Source organism: Phytobacter sp. SCO41 (assembly GCF_003073275.1).
Classification (GTDB): domain Bacteria; phylum Pseudomonadota; class Gammaproteobacteria; order Enterobacterales; family Enterobacteriaceae; genus Phytobacter; species Phytobacter diazotrophicus.
Genome location: NZ_CP027225.1, coordinates 4,569,760 through 4,586,696 on the forward strand (window position 1 = coordinate 4,569,760; position 16,937 = coordinate 4,586,696).

Here is a 16,937-nt window from a genome sequence, read left to right on the forward strand (position 1 = left end):
ATTACTCTCCTTGTTGATTGAATTGAGACACCGCCAACTCCGGCGGTATTTGCTGTTTCGCGTCCTGACAGGCGTCTGAACGCGGAACCAGACTGATTTCGACACGCCGGTTGGTTGCCCTGCCTTCTGGCGTATCGTTCGTCGCCGCAGGCTGGCTTTCGCCCAGCCCCTGCACGGCAAAACAGGTGAACGGGATATCGCTGGTTTGCAACATCCAGTCACGCACCGCTTCGGCACGCCGCAACGACAACTGTTGGTTGGATTTTTCATCGCCGGTGGAATCGGTATAACCAGCAACCAGGATCAACCATCCAGGCTTCGCTTTGATATTGACCAGCGCCTCAACCAGTACTTTTGTCGAGCCGATTTTTAACCTCGACTGCCCCACATCAAACAGCGCCATACTGTCCAGGCGCACAGTCTGAACCGCTCCGCCAGATACAATTTTTCCCTTTGGTTCCGGCGGGCGGTAGCCACGTATCGCCTGCAGCACTGGCTGGCGTAGACGTTCGCCAGGGTAAAGCCCAAAGCCAAGACGCAGCGGTTCTCCTTCGCGGTAATAGTCATCCAGCCGCTGTGCGTCTTCTTTTAGCACCAACAAATAACGGCTTTTGGCCACCGAGTCGGACATCGGGGTAATGGTGTATTTGTGCAGATCATCGCTGACCTGACGCAGTAAATTGCGGTTTGACATTGCCGACAGGCAAAGCGCGATAAGCCCGGCGACGGTAGTCATTGCCAGCCAGGCCGTCCATACTCGCCGCACGGATCCTGGCCCCGACTGACGCGGCAGTAACGGCAACATCGCGTCCGGAAAGCGCAACGCGTCTCTGGCATCGGTTTGTTGCGATATGTCTGGCGTCAGGCACGTTTTGTCAGTTATCCATTGCTGCCATAGATTGCCGTCCTTTTCCGCTAGAGAAGGTGCAAAGCCAGCCCCCACCGCCAGCGGTAAACTTGCGCTCTCCTGCCTGTTTAGCGCTGGCATCACAATTTGCTTCATCCAAAGCAGCAGATTCTCAGCCCGAAGTACCTGGCCCAGCCGTTGACTGCCTGTCGCTATACTGCCCTGAGCAATCCACTCAGACGGCGCGTTCTCATGGTCCGATGTCATGACCAGGGCATCACGTCCGGTACAGATCAACCATGGCGAAGATTCCTCTATTGCAGGTTCGATCTGATAACTCCAGAGGATCAGTGGCACCTTCGCGCCCACCCTGCGCCGTAATTGCACCAGAGTTCGGGAAAAACGCTGCAGTTGCCCGGCAAGGACGGCGATGTCCTGATGCTGAACTGGTATCACCGTGCGGGCCACGCAGATCTGTGAACTCCATGCCGGGCGACGGGACAACAGGGATTCCGTTAATGAAACAAGCTGTTCTTCATCAGCGATATGCAGATAGAGCCCGACAGGAACCTGCCGCAGCGGGCTGTCAGCGAAAAGTTGCCTCGCCCCGTCACCACAGACCAGCACGACGGGCTTTTGGTAACCCTCCGCTGGCAGACAGGCCAACCACTTATCATCGCCCCCTTTTTGTGGCGTTTTCTGCCGCCAGAAGAACCAGACGATAGCAGCACCGATGACAACCACGGCCACCAGGCTGTATTTCACTGCCGTTGAAACGGGAGAAAAAACGGTCCACAGCGCGAGAAGCAACAACAATCCCCATAGCAGAGCAGCCTGTTTGTGCGTGTTTTTCACTCGGCATTCCCTCAACGCTGCCTGGGCGGCAAAAGTTCATCCACCAGCATGTCGAGCCAGCTATCAAGCCCCCACCACACACCAACAAGAACAATCACAGCCGTGCTTAACCAGAACAGAGGCGAGTACCACACGCGTGATTTTCGCGTGGGTCGCGCCGCATTGAGTAACGCGGTCTCCGGCGAAACTCGAAACGGGGTGACGCGCTCACTCAGCATCGCAATCAGTTTTTCACGATCCGTCGATACCGGATCCTGATAACGTCCACGAAACCCCAGCAGCAATACCCGATGAAAACAGGTCAACACGGCAGGAACAGGAGCAGGCTCATGCAGAACCTGCCGTATGCGCTCATACAGCAACTCGCCCGCCTGAAGAGTATTGAAGAAATGCGCCTGGAGAGGGGTTTCCAGCCAGACCTTTTGCCCGTCGTCCGGCGTCTCCCGGCTTAGTACTGTTTCATCCAACAGCGCACACTGGGCATAGGTAATATGTTCTGCGTCCTGCTGGCTGAACCCTGCATTGAGCAACGTCTGACGAACCCACTCAACCTGTTGCTGACAGTGGTGATATAACGCCACGCCCCGTCGGGCATGTGTCCCCTGTCGTAGCTCAACAACCGTTAGCCAGGTATCACGGAGCAGTACGTCTATGTTGATTTCCGTATCGTTTTTCATGCGCGCAATACCGCAAAAAGTTCGGGTTTTAAATCACCCATGGTGCCAGGCACGTAAATCATGCAGCACCCGGACTCCAGCATGGCTTTGGCAGGTGCACAGTGCATATCCAGAGCGAAATAGTGATTTTCCAGCCGCAACGGGAGTGCAGCAGGCACCTGGGTCAGAGGCACGATCGGGACGCCGTTCAGCGCCACATTGATAAGATGGGTGACATCATCCGGTGCGCCAATTTTGCACACCCGTGGTAGCTGATTTATCACCAGATGCGCGGCGAGTGAAGAACGTACCGACAGGTAGAAATCAGCCTCTTCACGCAAGCGCGGATCATGTAGATCGGCCTTCCAACGGTTGCCAGGTAGCGCGTCCAGTTCCAGTGCGATCACGCGCGACGGAAGACTGGCTTCAAGTAAGGTGTTAAGCAAGGTAAACAAAGGTGGAAACGTCTGCGATGGTGAATCATGGATGTAAGCAGGTATCGCGCTGACTGAGTGATCCAGTGAAAAGGTTAATAACGATCCGGCAAGGCGTGCCAGTTCACGCCATACAAGCTCAGGATGAACGGCGGGGTAGCGCAGGAAATCAGCCAGGATAGGTTCGACGGAGTTCAGCGCATTTAATAACCAGAACAGGGACACATCCGCTACGGCAAAATCCGCCATGCGCTGGTTGCTCTCCCGGTGCATCGCCATCAGGCGACGGCTTTTGGCCTGTAATTGCAGTTGCAGCATTTCCAGACATTGCATCCCGGCCTGGTGCGCGTTAAACGCCAGTAACGGCGGGACATAGCTGTCATCAAGCGCCCAGTTGCCCTGACTATCCCGAATCAGGCGCGCCAGCGGACAGGTGACATAATCGGCATTGTTGTCATGTGCAAAACGCAATGACAACGCATAGCGTTCAACGGCGATGTCTTCGCTGTCGCTGCCATAGATATCCTGTACAGTTTGCCATTCCTGACGATAGCGAAGCGGCCTGTCCGTTAACGCATCCTGCCCCAGATTGCCGCCATTGCTATGCTCCAGCGGTAATGCCAGCAATACTGTAAGCGCATTTATTCCGGCAACGTTGGTCAAATCGCAGGCAGGTGGCAGCACATCCGATACGGCGGTATCCACCAGCACGCCATCAGGAAAACGGACACGCAATGATTGCGCTTTGAGTTTTCCCAGGGCTAAGGCACTTTCGTCAAATTCAACGCAAGCAACGCCCCATGGATGGCGAGCACCAATATGCGCAATGCTGTAATTACTGAATGTTTCCCAGCGGGCCTGCTGTTGAAACTGCTGAGAGGACAGGAATGTCCCCTCAGCCCATAGTGGACGATAAATCTTCATAAATCATACCACCGGTAGATCAGGCTTTTGCTTTCGGCATCTGAGAAACCAGCGACAGGTTGATGTCCATCCCTTCAATCTGAAAGTGCGGCACCGCATAAAGTCTGATACGGAAGAAACCAGGGTTATCTTCGATATCCTCTACCACCACTTTTCCATCACGCAGCGGATGGGAAGCCTGCAACTCGTCGCCAGGATCGGTCATTTCCGTTACCAGATTGCGGATCCAGGTGTTTAATTCCAGTTCCAGTAAACGACGATCTTTGGTTGTACCGATGTTTTCTCTCTGAATAATTTTGAGGTAGTGGGCAATGCGCGACAGCAAGAAAACATAAGGCAGACGGGCGTTGATACGGCTATTGGCTGTGGCATCCGCAGTATCGTAAAGCGCAGGTTTTTGGGTGGAGTTTGCGGAGAAGAAACAGGCATAATCGCGATTCTTATAGTAAGAAAGCGGGATAAAGCCCAGGTTCGCAAATTCAAACTCGCGTGTTTCTGGAATCATCACTTCGGTCGGGATTTTGACCTGATTACCCGTGCCTAAATCATACAGATGGATTGGTAAATCGGTGACGGCACCACCAGCCTGTGGCCCGCGAATTTGCACACACCAGCCGTTGTTAATGAAGCTTTTTGCCATGTTAGTGGCAAACGCAAATGCAGCGCTGGTCCACAGATATTTATCGTGATCCGGCCCTTTGACTGCCTCAACATAGTTAAAGCTACGAACAGGTACGGTATCTGGCCCATAAGGCAGACGACCCAGCACATTCGGCATGGTCAGGCCGATATAACGCGCGTCATCAGTGTCGCGGAATGCCTTCCATTTGATATATTCGGCACGATCAAAATAGTTGCCGATGTCCTTAATCGCGGCAACCTCTTCCATTGAGTTTTTGAGGAAAAATGCCGGCCCGACGGCCCCGATAAACGGCATGTGAGATGCCGCGGCTACACGGGAAATATTGCGCAGTAAGGCAATATCTTGTGGGCTATTGTCAAACTCGTAGCTCGAAATGACAGACGCGATGGGTTCGCCGCCTGGCGTGTCATATTCTTCAATGTAGGTGTGCCGATAAAACCCGCTCTGAATGATTTCTGGCGCATCGTCAAAATCTTCGCGCAGATGCTGTTTACTGACATCCAGCAATTCAACTTTGACGTTTTTACGAAAATCGATACCGCTAACCATCGACCACGTCCCGCGCCACAGGGATTCAACCTTTTTAAATTCAGGATGATGCATGACAACATCGAGCTGCGCGCTAATTTTTCGGTCAAGCTCACTGATATGAAAATCCAGCAGTGATTTATCCAACTTCTCTATATTTTTCCCGGATGAGGCAACGCAAGAAAGTAGAACCTGAATAGCAGCTGAGACACGTTCATCGGTGCTGGCTTCAGCCATCGCTTCATTACTTTGCCATTCCCCAATTTCTTTTAACGATGTGACGGGCGTTAAGTGAATTTTTTCAAACAACGACTGGTAGATATTCTCTTTTGTGACGGTTTGCGTTGATGCGCCCGGTGAAGCGGTTTCCTGTACAGACATTAACATTCCCTTCTTAAAGTCCTTATTTATTGTCCTTTCTGAATACGACTGAATAGATGTATTACTCAGGCACCAGTGCCGTCAGCTCTGCCCGAAGCTCATTACTCAGCTCAGTATCTTTGAGGATTTTCTCCAGCTCGCGGCGGAATTCCGTGTTATCCAGAAGGTTGGATTTGAGATCGCGTAATAAATTGCGCATGGCAATCAACGCGCGAAGTTGAGGGATATTGCGGGCGACCTGCTCAGGCTCGAAATCTTTGATATCAGAGAAACTAAGCCTGATTCGCTCCTCGCTTCCCTCTACGGCTATCGTATTTTCAACGGTAAAATTTACTTCTGGTGCCAGTTCAGCCATGACGCCATTGAAGTTGTTTTTATCAATGTTGATTCGGCTTCTTTCTGAGAGCGGTCGTTGCTCTTTGCCATTACTGTAATCACCAACGGCGAGCAACTTGAGCGGTAGTTCAACTTTCTTTTTTGTATTTCCGGTATGAAGATCAAGCTTAATATTGACGCGAGCGGGTGGAACTTCATTTTGAAAACTGTCTGCCATTTTCTCTCTCCCTGGGTTAATACTTCCCTTAAATTAATTACATGATGTAGCGTAGTAATCATTTTTAAAGCTATCACTCTCAACCGTTAAAACGCAAGGTACGGAAAAATACAAAAAACAGCCGGATAACAACAATAACAATCATAAAGACACGCCCCTGTAAGGCTTAATCGCTATTACGGGTTGTCGTTAACGCTGTCATTAAAAAATCCAGAAATTTAACGAGACTCACAGAATAAAGACTTTAGGATAAAGACGTCACAACTTTCAAAGTCACTCATATAAATAAGTTATATTTAAGTTATGGTTAAAAAACAACGATAATAATTTTATATCTACACGAAATATTCTTATTGACTGCTGATAAACGTCAGTATTTAACGTATCAGGCATATTTCATAGATCGATAAAACAGAATAGATTGAGCTAATCGTCGCGGGTTTTTATGACACAAAGCAATATGAATATTATTCAAAAAGATTATATAAAATTCTCAGTCTGGTTCAGGAGGGAGGATATCAAAGGACGAAAAAAAACCGCATCCGTTTTGCAACGTTGCGGTTTTCTTACTTATCAGATGTCATAAACACCTGAACTGAATGTTGGCGGAACGGACGGGACTCGAACCCGCGACCCCCTGCGTGACAGGCAGGTATTCTAACCGACTGAACTACCGCTCCGCGATGTTCCCGTTGGGGAACGAGGCGCATATTACGGATTGTGCTTAGAGCCGTCAACGCTTTTTCTGATGATTTGTATCGTTTGCTGCAAAAATCACCCAAAGAGCCATTTTATCATCAAAAGTTAAGGGGTTACGCGCGCCAGAGGCAGCTTCCGCCCTTCTTTTGCACCAGATCCAGACGTGACTCATGCTCCGCCAGCTCTGCATCACTGGCTAAAACAACCCGTAACTTACTTGCCTGACGGACAACCCGCTGAATACCGGCCTCGCCTTGTTGCTGTTGCCCCTCGCCTTCCATCGAAAAAGCCATGGACGTCTGGCCACCGGTCATCAGCAGATACACATCGGCCAGAATCTGGGAATCGAGTAATGCTCCGTGCAGCGTACGTTTGCTGTTATCTATCTCGTAACGTGAACAAAGCGCATCAAGACTATTACGCTTACCGGGGAACATCCGTCGTGCCAGCGCCAGACTATCTGTGATCTTGCAAAACGTCTCGGTCTTCGGAATGCCGCGATTTAGTTTGCTGAATTCGTAATCAAGAAAGCCGATATCGAACGATGCGTTATGGATGACAAGCTCAGCGCCGCGCACATATTCAATAAACTCATCGGCGATATCGCCAAACGTGGGCTTATCGAGCAAAAATTCATCAGCAATACCGTGGACGCCAAAGGCTTCCGGGTCCACCAGACGATCGGGCTTAAGATAGATGTGGAAGTTATTCCCCGTCAGACGACGATTAATCACTTCCACGGCACCGATCTCAATGATTTTGTGCCCTTCATAGTGTGCGCCGATCTGGTTCATACCGGTGGTTTCGGTATCGAGGACGATCTGTCGAGTAATTGCAGTGCTCATAGCGGTCATTTATGTCAGACTTGTCGTTTTACAGTTCGATTTCAATTACAGGAAGTCTACCAGAGATGCTCAAGCAGGTAGAAATTTTCACCGATGGCTCTTGCCTGGGTAACCCAGGGCCCGGGGGCTATGGCGCGATTTTACGCTTTCGCGGCCACGAAAAAACATTCAGCGAAGGCTATCGCCTGACCACCAACAACCGGATGGAGCTGATGGCCGCGATTGTCGCACTGGAAGCCCTCAAAGAACATTGCGAAGTGATTCTTAGCACCGACAGCCAGTATGTTCGCCAGGGGATCACCCAGTGGATCCACAACTGGAAAAAACGTGGCTGGAAAACGGCAGAAAAAAAACCGGTGAAAAATGTCGATCTCTGGCAACGCCTGGATGCTGCCCTCGGCGAGCATAAAATCCGCTGGGAATGGGTAAAAGGCCACGCCGGGCATCCGGAAAACGAACGCTGCGATGAACTCGCACGCGCTGCGGCATCGAAGCCAACGCAGGAGGATATCGGCTATCTGGCCGATCAGGGCTGACGTGTCTGGCGGGTTGCGCTGACGGTTTGCCGTACGCTGGGTTTTGCCCGGCGCATCTTCATCGGATTGAGCGTTAACGGGATCGTACGTTTACGCGCCACAATCAATTGCATGCAACCCAGTGCGGGCAGGTGGGTGTTTAACAGTTTCCCCCCCTGCTTCGTCCAGGGAATGACCCGAAAACGACTATAATGAAGCACCTCAAAATTCAGCAGCGATAGCCAGTCAAGCTGGCGCATCAGGGTAAACATACGGCTGCTGATTGCAGGCGAACGGCGTAAAAACGGAATAGCTTTGCCTATTCCCAGCAGACTGACTGGATTAAAACCGCTGATCACCAGCCAGCCATCATCGATCAGCACGCGATCGACTTCCTGCAACAGACGATGCGGATCCGGGCACCAGGGTAGCGTGTGGCCCAGCAGACAGGCATCGACAGATTTTGCCGCAAAGGGAAGATGCAACGGATCTGCGCGAACGTGAACAGGGTCGCCGGTGAGTGAAACATTAACCTGATGTGAAATAGCGCAACTTTCGGCATTGATTTCTGCGCTGAGATTGCCAATCTTAAGCAGATGAAATCCATACATTTTTGCAAACCACGGCTTGAGCTCCTGCTCCAGTGCTTCGCGGTAATACTCGCCCTTAGGCAACTCAGCCCAATGCGTCGGTGCTATGTACTTACGGGGAGTCCTTGCCGGTTTCATCACAACCTTCCATTACGCTTTGAGAGGTAACTATGAATCTTACCAGTATTCCCGCATTTCAGGACAATTACATCTGGGTGTTAAGTGAAGATGACGGCCGCTGCCTGATCGTCGATCCCGGCGAGGCTGCCCCCGTTTTAAACGCTATTGAAGAGAATAACTGGCAGCCGACTGCGATCCTGCTTACTCATCACCATAATGATCACGTTGGCGGCGTGCAGGAACTGAGCCAGAAATATCCGAATGTTGTGGTTTACGGACCGGCAGAGACACAACATAAGGGAGCGACAAAAATCGTCGGTGAAGGGGATCGGTTGCAGATTCTGGGTCATGAATTCAGCGTATTTCACACGCCAGGTCACACTTTAGGACATATCTGTTACTTTAGCGCGCCTTATCTTTTTTGTGGCGATACGATGTTTTCTGGCGGTTGCGGAAGACTCTTCGAAGGCACGGCAGATCAGATGTTTGACTCTTTTTGTAAGATTGATGCGCTTCCCGAAGATACGCTGATTTGTTGCGCACATGAGTATACTTTAGGAAATATTAAGTTTGCTCTTAGCCTTTTACCTCAGGATCCTGACCTTAACGAATATTATCGTAAAGTTAATGAGTTACGTGCAAAAAACCAAAAAACACTCCCCACAACTCTGAAAAATGAGCGTCGCATTAATGTTTTTTTACGCACACAAGTTGCTGATTTAATTGAAATAATAAATAAAGAAACAACGTTGCAACAAGCTAGTGCGCGTTTTGCCTGGTTAAGGTCAAAGAAAGATAACTTCTGACAATTGCGGGTTGCCTTTTTAAAACTTCGCCGTTATGATCGCTCGTCTTTTAAGCAACTATTGACACACACATGAAGGCAAAAGCGATATTATTCGCCTCTGTCCTGCTTGTGGGGTGCCAGGCGTCTAAGCACGACGGCACCGTACAACAGCACGCACAGAGCCTTTCTGCAGCTGGTCAAGGGGAAGCAGGGAAGTTTACAAGTCAGGCGCGGTGGATGGACGATGGAACATTCTCCGGGCAGGAACAAGACTTGTGGGCTTCCATAAGCGACGAGCTAAAGATGGGAATTCCGGAAAATACCCGGATTCGCGAACAGAAACTAAAGTATTTAAGCAATAAGAGCTATCTCCACGATGTAACTTTACGGGCAGAGCCGTATATGTACTGGATAGCAGGGCAAGTTAAAAAACGTAACATGCCCATGGAACTGGTACTACTACCCATAGTGGAGAGCGCTTTTGACCCACATGCAACGTCTGGTCGCAATGCCGCAGGCATTTGGCAGATCATTCCAAGCACGGGTCGTAACTATGGTTTAAAACAGACTCGCAGCTACGATGCGCGTCGTGACGTGGTTGCATCCACAACGGCTGCCCTCGACATGATGCAGCGTCTGAACCGTATGTTTGACGGGGACTGGTTATTAACCGTTGCCGCCTATAACAGCGGTGAAGGGCGAGTACTGAAGGCAATGAAAGTGAATAAGGCGCGGGGTAAACCCACGGACTTCTGGTCACTTTCACTGCCACAGGAAACCAAAATTTACGTGCCAAAAATGCTGGCATTGAGTGACATACTCAAGAACAGCAAACGGTACGGCGTTAGTCTGCCAACGTCAGACGAAAGCCGTGCGCTGGCGCGTGTCAGGTTGAGCAATCCGGTAGAACTGGATCAACTGGCGGACATGGCGGGTATTTCGGTTAGCAAACTTAAGACCTTCAACGCAGGCGTTAAAGGTTCAACCTTAGGTGAAAGCGGGCCGCAATATGTCATGGTGCCTCAGAAACACGCCGACCAACTGCGTGAGTCTCTGGCATCAGGTGAAATCGCTGCCGTTCAGCCAACGCTGGTTGCGGACACAACGCCGCTTGCCAGTCGCAGCTACAAAGTGCGCTCAGGTGATACTATTTCAGGCATTGCGTCGCGTCTTGGCGTGACGACAAAAGATCTCCAGCAGTGGAATAACCTGCGCGGAGCTAACCTGAAAGTGGGCCAGAACTTGACGGTTGGAGCAGGTAGCAGTGCATCGCGCCTTGCGAATAATAGCGATAGCATTACCTATCGCGTACGCAAAGGCGATTCACTCTCCAGCATCGCTAAACGCCACGGCGTTAATATCCGTGACGTCATGCGCTGGAACAGTGATACCGACAATCTGAAGCCTGGCGATCAGCTAACGTTGTTTGTGAAAAACAGCGCGTCGCCAGACTCCTGACAGCAAGAAATATAAAAAGGCACCGTTTCCCCCGGTGCCTTTTTTGTTATGCGCTTTTCTGCGCTTCTGCCATGATAGTGTCGCTGGTAAAAGAGCCATCCTCTGTTAATTCGAAGTAGCGTTTCACCTCCTGCGATGCACTTTGCTGATACAGCCTGATGGCTTCGCTAGGCGTCTGCGGCGTACGCATACGGGCAATCCACGAACTGTATTCTAATGGCAAACGATCGGTGATCAGATTACGCGTCGTCAGGCCAGCGTCATTAAACAGAGAGAGCCACTCACCGCTGGAATAATTACGTACGTGTGACGTATCGCGTAACGCTTCAACCGTCTGCAGCCAGATATCCCGCACCGGATGACCCGGAGACATCACATCCATAATGATGACCGTTCCACCGGGCTTAAGCACACGCTTTACTTCGCGCAGCGCCTGCCCAACATCATGCCAGTGGTGAGCAGAGTAACGGCTGATCACTACATCAAACGCGCTGTCATCAAAAGGCAGACTCTCAGCATACCCCTGACGTGTCGTCACATTGTTCAGGCCGCGTTCTTTTGCTGCTTTGGCCACTACGTCCAACATCTGGCTGGAAAGGTCATATGCCGTGACCTGTGCAACCTGCCCTGCGGCCACAAAACTGGCATGCCCTGCTCCACAGCCTAAATCCAGCACATGGGCTTCTGGAAATGCGCTAAGCCGTTCCGCCAGCCGTTGTAAATCACGGCCAGAAGCATGTACTGCACTGGTTAAATAAGCACTGGCTTGTGCACCAAACTGCTTTTCGACGTTGTCATGATGGGAACCTGTGGTCATCGTGTTGTCCTTAATTGAGTTGAAATAAAGGGCAGCACCTCGGATCAGGCCTGCCCCACGGCAGACCTGACACAACCATTATTGATCAGGTTTGCCGGGACTGAATTCTACTAGTAGCGGGTTGTGGTCGGACGCGCGCGTAACCAGCACGGAGGCTTCCTGCACGTTCAGACCACGATAGAAGACGAAATCAAGAGGACGACCAAACGCCCGGCGGCGATTGTCATCGGTAAAGCGTACCTGGCGCAGCGACATCTCACGCGAGAAGCGATAAAGCGCATTCATACGTGGACGACTCCAGGCGTTGAAATCGCCGGCCATGATAACAGGGCCATTGTGGCGCATGATCTGATCACCAATGGGCAGAAGCTGTTTACTGTAAACATCGACACCAAGGCTGAAATTCACCGCATGCACATTCACTACCATCAGGTTTCGCATATCCGGCAGCGGATAGACCGTCACCAGCGCTGATTTGGCAAGGCGCAGGATCGGTTCCCGTTCTCGCAACGGGCAGCAATAGACCGGATGAGCAGAAGAGAGCGTCATCACACCAGATGGATGCTGAGGCAAAACAAACGCGGGAACCTGATCGGCGGCGAGATAGTTAGTGGTCGCAAACCTGACCAGCTCTGGCGTAGTTTGCGCTTCCTGCAATAAGACCAAATGCGCGTCTTTGCCAAAACTCTGCAAAACGGAGAGCCACTCAGCGCGCTGCTGTTTGAAGATATTCCATACCAGAACCCGAATTTTGTCATCACTACTCAGGGGGACACCGGCTGGCAATGCCTTACCAATACTCGCGAAGGACCCCGGCGGCATAATGCGCTCCGCAGGCTGTCCGGCAACATATCGCATGGCATAGGTATTTTTGGGCACTTTCGGTTTTAAACCTCTTCGTTTTAAGCCCCGGAACAACAAAAGGGGTCATTCAGTTATAGGGATTTTAGCGCAGAGTTTCAACGGCAATGGGCAGAAAAGCCTCAAGTAAAAGTTAGTAAGCACTCAATAACCATAATGAGTGAAGAGAGTATGGCAGGTAAGCTGGCGGGATGATTAAATAGCCAAACGATCATAATCGATATCAACTATTGCTACAGGCGCAAGAATGAAAGCCACCTCAGAAGAAATGATGATATTTGTCGCCGTCGTGGAAAGCGGCAGCTTTAGCCGTGCCGCAGAGCGCCTGGGTCAGGCTAATTCAGCCATCAGCCGGGCGATAAAAAAACTGGAGAGTAAACTGGGGGTTAACCTGCTTAATCGCACAACTCGTCAGTTGAGTCTTACGGAAGAAGGTGAGCGCTATTTTCGTCGCATTCAGGGTGTGCTGCAGGAGATGGCCGCTGCAGAGACCGAGGTAATGGAGGCCAAACTGACACCTCGCGGCGTTTTACGTATCGATGCCGCAACGCCTGTGATGCTACATTTTGTGATGCCGATGATTAAGCCTTTTCGCGAACGCTACCCGGAAATTACATTGTCGCTGGTTTCCAGTGAAACCTTTATCAATTTAATTGAGCGTAAAGTAGATGTCGCGATCCGCGTGGGTAAGCTGACCGACTCCAGCCTACGGGCCAGGCCAATTTTTACCAGCTACCGCAAACTGATTGCATCACCAGATTATCTCGCCCGCTACGGTGTACCCGAAACCGCAGAAGATCTCAAAAATCATACCTGTCTCGGTTTTACCGAGCCGGTCTCGCTCAATACCTGGCCCGTCGCCGCCCAGGATGGCCAGCTCTATGAAATCGACTGCGATATTTCTTCTAACAGCGGTGAGACGCTTAAACATCTCTGCCTGAACGGCAACGGTATCGCCAGCCTGTCTGATTTTATGATCGCAAAAGAGCTGGAAAGCGGTGAACTGGTGGAAGTTCTGGCAAGCAAGCGTCTACCGGTTGAAACGCCATTCAGCGCGGTTTATTACAGCGACAGAGCCGTTAGTACGCGTATACGTGCGTTTATTGATTTCATTAGCGAATATCTCTCCTGATCTCCTCCGGTACGCCTTGTGCGTGCTTTCAAACGCTCTACCTCGTTCCTCTTTGTCAGAATAAATCGGCTCAACCATAGTGACTTGCATTTTGATAGTTACTATGCGAATGTGCTTTCCAGATAAGTTCTGGAGAGAAAAAAGTGAAAAACGAACCGCTGTGCGAAGCTCCTTGCCCCATCGCCAGAAGCCTTGGCCGCATTGGTGATAGCTGGAGCATAATAATTCTGCGTGATGCTTTCGCAGGCTTTACCCGTTTCGATGAATTTCAAAAAAGCGCAAACGTGGCACCCAATATTCTTTCACGACGCCTGAAAGAGTTGGTGGATGACGGTTTACTGGAAAAAGTCTGTTACAGCAGTACGCCCCCCCGCTATGAGTACCATTTAACTGAGCGTGGACGTGATTTCCGCCCGGTGATCATCGCGCTTGCCGAATGGGGTAATCGTCATTTTGCAACTGAAGGCCGTCAGATTCAGTTGGTCGAGAAAGAGACTCAGCGTCTGGTGCACGCCATGATGGTTGATGCCGAAACCGGCCATCCCCTGACACCCGAGAAATACGCTTTGGTTCCCGGCCCTGCCGCCTCCCCCATGATTCGTTATCGCCACGACTATCTGCAACGCAAGCGTGCGGGCGATAACACGCAAAAATTCGCACCGCAATTACATCTGGATCAGCATCATGAATCTCAAGAGTAAAAAACGCACCCTTACCTTATTGTTATCCGGTATCGCTGTATTAGGTGCCGTAGGTTATGGTGCCTGGTGGTATACAAATGCGCGTTTTTTGCAATCGACGGACGATGCCTACGTCGGCGGGGATATCAGCGCCATTTCGGCGAAAGTCTCTGGTTATATTCAGGAGATCGCCATAAAAGACAATATGCCCGTGAAAAAAGGCGAGCTACTTGTTCGCCTTGATGCAAGGGACTATCAGGCGGCGCTGGCAAAAGCGGAAGGTGAAGTTGCCGCTCAACAAGCGGCGATGGCTGACCTTATTGCTACCCGACAATTACAACTGGCGACCATCGAAGGCTCGGCGGCCAGCCTCGGAGCCGCACAGGCTACCACGTTAAAAACGGCGGGCGACAGTCGCCGCTATAATGCGCTGGCGCAGACGGTCGCTATTTCGGCACAGGTGCGAGAAAACGCTGAGGCAGATTACCATCGAGCCAGGGCAGAAGAAGGCAAAGCCCGGGCAGATAAAGCGGTTGCCGAACGCCAGTTACTGGTGCTTGATGCGCGGGAAAAACAAATCCGCGCGGCCCTCGCTCAGGCGCAGGCAGGGCTGGATATGGCCCGTCTCAATCTTAGTTATACAGAGATCCGCGCCCCTTTTGATGGCGTTGTTGGCAACCGGCGCGCATGGTCTGGCTCATTCGTTAGTAGCGGTACGCAATTGCTTTCTCTGGTCCCCAGTCACGATTTGTGGGTAGACGCCAACTTCAAAGAAAACCAGCTGGCGAATATGCGCCCCGGTCAAGCAGCAACAGTGATTGCGGATGTTATGCCAGGACGCACTTTTACCGGCCATGTCATGAGCCTCTCACCGGCAACCGGTTCACGCTTCAGTCTTCTCCCTGCTGAAAACGCGACCGGTAACTTCACCAAAATTGTTCAACGCATCCCGGTTCGCATCGCTCTGGATGGCGAAGCGTCAACATTAGGACTTTTGCGCCCCGGTTTGTCTGTCGCTGTCACAGTGGATGAAAAGAGTCGCCAATGAGTAGCGCAACAGCCCCAGCGCAGCTACAGGGTACGGCGCTGCCGATGAACCAAAAGCTCTTTGCTTTCGCCACAATGTGCCTGGGAATGTTCATTGCACTGCTGGATATTCAGATCGTATCGGCATCGCTACGTGATATCGGCGGGGGCCTTTCTGCTGGCGATGATGAAACGGTCTGGGTGCAAACCAGCTATCTGATCGCGGAGATCATTATCATTCCCCTGTCGGGATGGCTTGCCAGGGTGATGTCGACCCGCTGGCTTTTCGCCGCGTCGGCTGCCGGTTTTACGCTGATGAGTCTGCTGTGTGGATGGGCGTGGAATATTCAGAGCATGATTGCTTTTCGCGCATTGCAAGGGCTGGCCGGGGGCTCAATGATCCCGCTGGTGTTTACGACTGCATTTGCCTTTTTTCAGGGTAAACAGCGCGTTATCGCCGCAGCTACGATTGGTGGTCTTGCTTCGCTGGCACCGACGCTGGGCCCTACGGTAGGGGGCTGGATCACGGAAAATTTTAGCTGGCACTGGCTGTTTTTTATCAATATCTTGCCAGGCATTTATATTGCGGTAACGGTACCTTTGCTGGTCAATATTGATGCGCCCAGCCCAGGGTTATTGCGCGGCGCGGACTACCTTAGCATCGTGCTTTTGGCTATATCGCTCGGTTGCCTGGAATATACACTTGAGGAAGGACCGCGTTGGGGCTGGTTTGATGACGGCACGCTGACCATCACGGGGTGGCTGGCTTTACTGTGTGGGATAGCGTTTGTCATACGGACATTGCGCCATTCTCAGCCGGTCATGGATCTACGCGCGCTTTCCGATCGTACATTTACTCTGGGCTGTTACTTTTCATTTATGGCCGGGGTCGGGATCTTCTCAACTATCTATCTGACGCCCCTTTTTCTGGGTACGGTCCGCGGTTTTAGCGCGCTGGATATCGGCCTTGCTATATTCTCAACTGGCTTGTTTCAGGTGCTTTCGATCCCTTTTTACTCCTGGCTTGCCAACAAAGTGGACTTGCGTTGGTTGCTCATGGTCGGGCTGCTGGGATTCGCCTTCTCGATGTATAGTTTTATTCCGCTCACCCACGACTGGGGATCGAAAGAACTCCTTTTACCGCAGGCGTTTCGCGGTCTCGCACAGCAATTCGCCGTTGCCCCGACTGTCACGCTTACGCTTGGCAGTTTGCCGCCCGCACGTCTAAAACTAGCATCAGGACTGTTTAATTTGATGCGTAATTTGGGGGGTGCCATCGGTATCGCGCTTTGCGGCACCGTCATCAATGATCGTACAAATCTTCACTACAGCCGCCTTGCCGATCATCTTAATGGCACAAACCTCAATTTAAGCGATTTTGTTCAGACCCGCGCCGCGGCATTAATGGCTCAGGGGATGGACGCCAGTTCGGCACAGACAGCCGGCCTGAAAAATCTGGCCGCATTAGCACTAAGAGAAGCAAGGACGCAGGCATTTGCCGACGCGTTCTATTTGATCATGATCGGATTCTTAATTGCCGCTGCGCTGGTTCCTTTTATGAAGAAACCGCAGGCCTAGCATGACAA

General features: G+C 51.3%; 16 protein-coding genes and 1 tRNA gene. 7 read left to right on the top strand and 10 right to left on the bottom strand.

The window, feature by feature from the left end; all coding sequences use genetic code 11:
• Position 1: 1 nt before the first annotated feature.
• From C5523_RS22260 to dnaQ, 7 genes are all read right to left on the bottom strand, one after another.
• Complete coding sequence (locus tag C5523_RS22260) at positions 2-1,702, bottom strand: OmpA family protein (RefSeq protein ID WP_108701993.1); 1,701 nt, start codon at positions 1,700-1,702, stop codon at positions 2-4.
• A gap of 11 nt (positions 1,703-1,713) precedes the next feature.
• Positions 1,714-2,379 (bottom strand): type VI secretion system protein TssL, short form, encoded by a 666-nt coding sequence (gene tssL / locus C5523_RS22265; RefSeq protein WP_108701994.1) that lies wholly within the window; start codon positions 2,377-2,379, stop codon positions 1,714-1,716.
• Positions 2,376-3,716, bottom strand: a complete 1,341-nt coding sequence (tssK, locus tag C5523_RS22270; protein ID WP_108701995.1) for a type VI secretion system baseplate subunit TssK — start codon at positions 3,714-3,716, stop codon at positions 2,376-2,378. Before tssK ends, tssL begins: the two co-directional genes overlap by 4 nt.
• A 19-nt stretch (positions 3,717-3,735) precedes the next feature.
• Positions 3,736-5,268, bottom strand: coding sequence for a type VI secretion system contractile sheath large subunit (tssC, locus tag C5523_RS22275; protein ID WP_172960910.1), 1,533 nt, complete (start codon positions 5,266-5,268; stop codon positions 3,736-3,738).
• Between the two features lie 61 nt (positions 5,269-5,329).
• Positions 5,330-5,821 (bottom strand): type VI secretion system contractile sheath small subunit, encoded by a 492-nt coding sequence (gene tssB / locus C5523_RS22280; protein WP_108701997.1) that lies wholly within the window; start codon positions 5,819-5,821, stop codon positions 5,330-5,332.
• A 603-nt stretch (positions 5,822-6,424) separates the two neighbouring features.
• Positions 6,425-6,501 (bottom strand) — tRNA-Asp (locus tag C5523_RS22285).
• A 132-nt stretch (positions 6,502-6,633) separates the two neighbouring features.
• On the bottom strand, positions 6,634-7,365 hold the full coding sequence (gene dnaQ / locus C5523_RS22290; RefSeq protein WP_039076793.1) for a DNA polymerase III subunit epsilon: 732 nt from the start codon (positions 7,363-7,365) through the stop codon (positions 6,634-6,636).
• A 65-nt stretch (positions 7,366-7,430) separates the two neighbouring features.
• On the opposite strand from dnaQ, the gene rnhA reads away from it, so the two are divergent.
• Positions 7,431-7,901 carry a ribonuclease HI gene (gene rnhA, locus C5523_RS22295; RefSeq protein WP_039076792.1) on the top strand — a complete coding sequence of 157 codons (471 nt, stop codon included), beginning with the start codon at positions 7,431-7,433 and terminating at the stop codon, positions 7,899-7,901.
• Here the strand turns inward: rnhA and C5523_RS22300 are convergent.
• Positions 7,892-8,608 (bottom strand): class I SAM-dependent methyltransferase, encoded by a 717-nt coding sequence (locus tag C5523_RS22300; protein ID WP_039076791.1) that lies wholly within the window; start codon positions 8,606-8,608, stop codon positions 7,892-7,894. The two genes, rnhA and C5523_RS22300, sit on opposite strands and share 10 nt — an antisense overlap.
• A gap of 32 nt (positions 8,609-8,640) precedes the next feature.
• Between C5523_RS22300 and gloB the strand changes: the two genes are divergently transcribed.
• Positions 8,641-9,396, top strand: a complete 756-nt coding sequence (gloB, locus tag C5523_RS22305; protein WP_108701998.1) for a hydroxyacylglutathione hydrolase — start codon at positions 8,641-8,643, stop codon at positions 9,394-9,396.
• Between the two features lie 71 nt (positions 9,397-9,467).
• On the top strand, positions 9,468-10,835 hold the full coding sequence (gene mltD / locus C5523_RS22310; protein ID WP_071195939.1) for a murein transglycosylase D: 1,368 nt from the start codon (positions 9,468-9,470) through the stop codon (positions 10,833-10,835).
• Between the two features lie 46 nt (positions 10,836-10,881).
• On the opposite strand, the gene C5523_RS22315 is transcribed toward mltD, so the two are convergent.
• Together C5523_RS22315 and C5523_RS22320 are read right to left on the bottom strand one after the other, a co-directional pair.
• Positions 10,882-11,652 (bottom strand): class I SAM-dependent methyltransferase, encoded by a 771-nt coding sequence (locus C5523_RS22315; RefSeq protein ID WP_108701999.1) that lies wholly within the window; start codon positions 11,650-11,652, stop codon positions 10,882-10,884.
• Positions 11,653-11,730: 78 nt separating this feature from the next.
• Complete coding sequence (locus C5523_RS22320) at positions 11,731-12,531, bottom strand: endonuclease/exonuclease/phosphatase family protein (RefSeq protein ID WP_107224682.1); 801 nt, start codon at positions 12,529-12,531, stop codon at positions 11,731-11,733.
• 229 nt (positions 12,532-12,760) lie between these two features.
• Here C5523_RS22320 and yafC point away from each other — a divergent pair, with 229 nt between their 5' ends.
• The 4 genes from yafC (at position 12,761) to C5523_RS22340 (ending at position 16,929) form a co-directional block, all read left to right on the top strand.
• Complete coding sequence (yafC, locus tag C5523_RS22325; RefSeq protein WP_039076786.1) at positions 12,761-13,645, top strand: DNA-binding transcriptional regulator YafC; 885 nt, start codon at positions 12,761-12,763, stop codon at positions 13,643-13,645.
• 143 nt (positions 13,646-13,788) lie between these two features.
• Positions 13,789-14,346, top strand: coding sequence for a helix-turn-helix domain-containing protein (locus C5523_RS22330; RefSeq protein ID WP_039076785.1), 558 nt, complete (start codon positions 13,789-13,791; stop codon positions 14,344-14,346).
• Positions 14,330-15,373, top strand: a complete 1,044-nt coding sequence (locus C5523_RS22335) for an HlyD family secretion protein (protein WP_079498869.1) — start codon at positions 14,330-14,332, stop codon at positions 15,371-15,373. Before C5523_RS22330 ends, C5523_RS22335 begins: the two co-directional genes overlap by 17 nt.
• Positions 15,370-16,929 (top strand): DHA2 family efflux MFS transporter permease subunit, encoded by a 1,560-nt coding sequence (locus C5523_RS22340; protein ID WP_108702000.1) that lies wholly within the window; start codon positions 15,370-15,372, stop codon positions 16,927-16,929. Before C5523_RS22335 ends, C5523_RS22340 begins: the two co-directional genes overlap by 4 nt.
• Positions 16,930-16,937 lie beyond the last annotated feature (8 nt).

Excerpts from the sequence above, each read along its gene's own strand:
- tssL (WP_108701994.1), bottom strand. The coding sequence starts at position 2,379 with ATGAAAAACGATACGGAAATCAACATAGACGTACTGCTCCGTGATACC.
- tssK (WP_108701995.1), bottom strand. The coding sequence starts at position 3,716 with ATGAAGATTTATCGTCCACTATGGGCTGAGGGGACATTCCTGTCCTCT.
- tssC (WP_172960910.1), bottom strand. The coding sequence starts at position 5,268 with ATGTCTGTACAGGAAACCGCTTCACCGGGCGCATCAACGCAAACCGTC.
- tssB (WP_108701997.1), bottom strand. The coding sequence starts at position 5,821 with ATGGCAGACAGTTTTCAAAATGAAGTTCCACCCGCTCGCGTCAATATT.
- dnaQ (WP_039076793.1), bottom strand. The coding sequence starts at position 7,365 with ATGAGCACTGCAATTACTCGACAGATCGTCCTCGATACCGAAACCACC.
- rnhA (WP_039076792.1), top strand. The coding sequence starts at position 7,431 with ATGCTCAAGCAGGTAGAAATTTTCACCGATGGCTCTTGCCTGGGTAAC.
- C5523_RS22300 (WP_039076791.1), bottom strand. The coding sequence starts at position 8,608 with ATGAAACCGGCAAGGACTCCCCGTAAGTACATAGCACCGACGCATTGG.
- gloB (WP_108701998.1), top strand. The coding sequence starts at position 8,641 with ATGAATCTTACCAGTATTCCCGCATTTCAGGACAATTACATCTGGGTG.
- mltD (WP_071195939.1), top strand. The coding sequence starts at position 9,468 with ATGAAGGCAAAAGCGATATTATTCGCCTCTGTCCTGCTTGTGGGGTGC.
- C5523_RS22315 (WP_108701999.1), bottom strand. The coding sequence starts at position 11,652 with ATGACCACAGGTTCCCATCATGACAACGTCGAAAAGCAGTTTGGTGCA.
- yafC (WP_039076786.1), top strand. The coding sequence starts at position 12,761 with ATGAAAGCCACCTCAGAAGAAATGATGATATTTGTCGCCGTCGTGGAA.
- C5523_RS22335 (WP_079498869.1), top strand. The coding sequence starts at position 14,330 with ATGAATCTCAAGAGTAAAAAACGCACCCTTACCTTATTGTTATCCGGT.
- C5523_RS22340 (WP_108702000.1), top strand. The coding sequence starts at position 15,370 with ATGAGTAGCGCAACAGCCCCAGCGCAGCTACAGGGTACGGCGCTGCCG.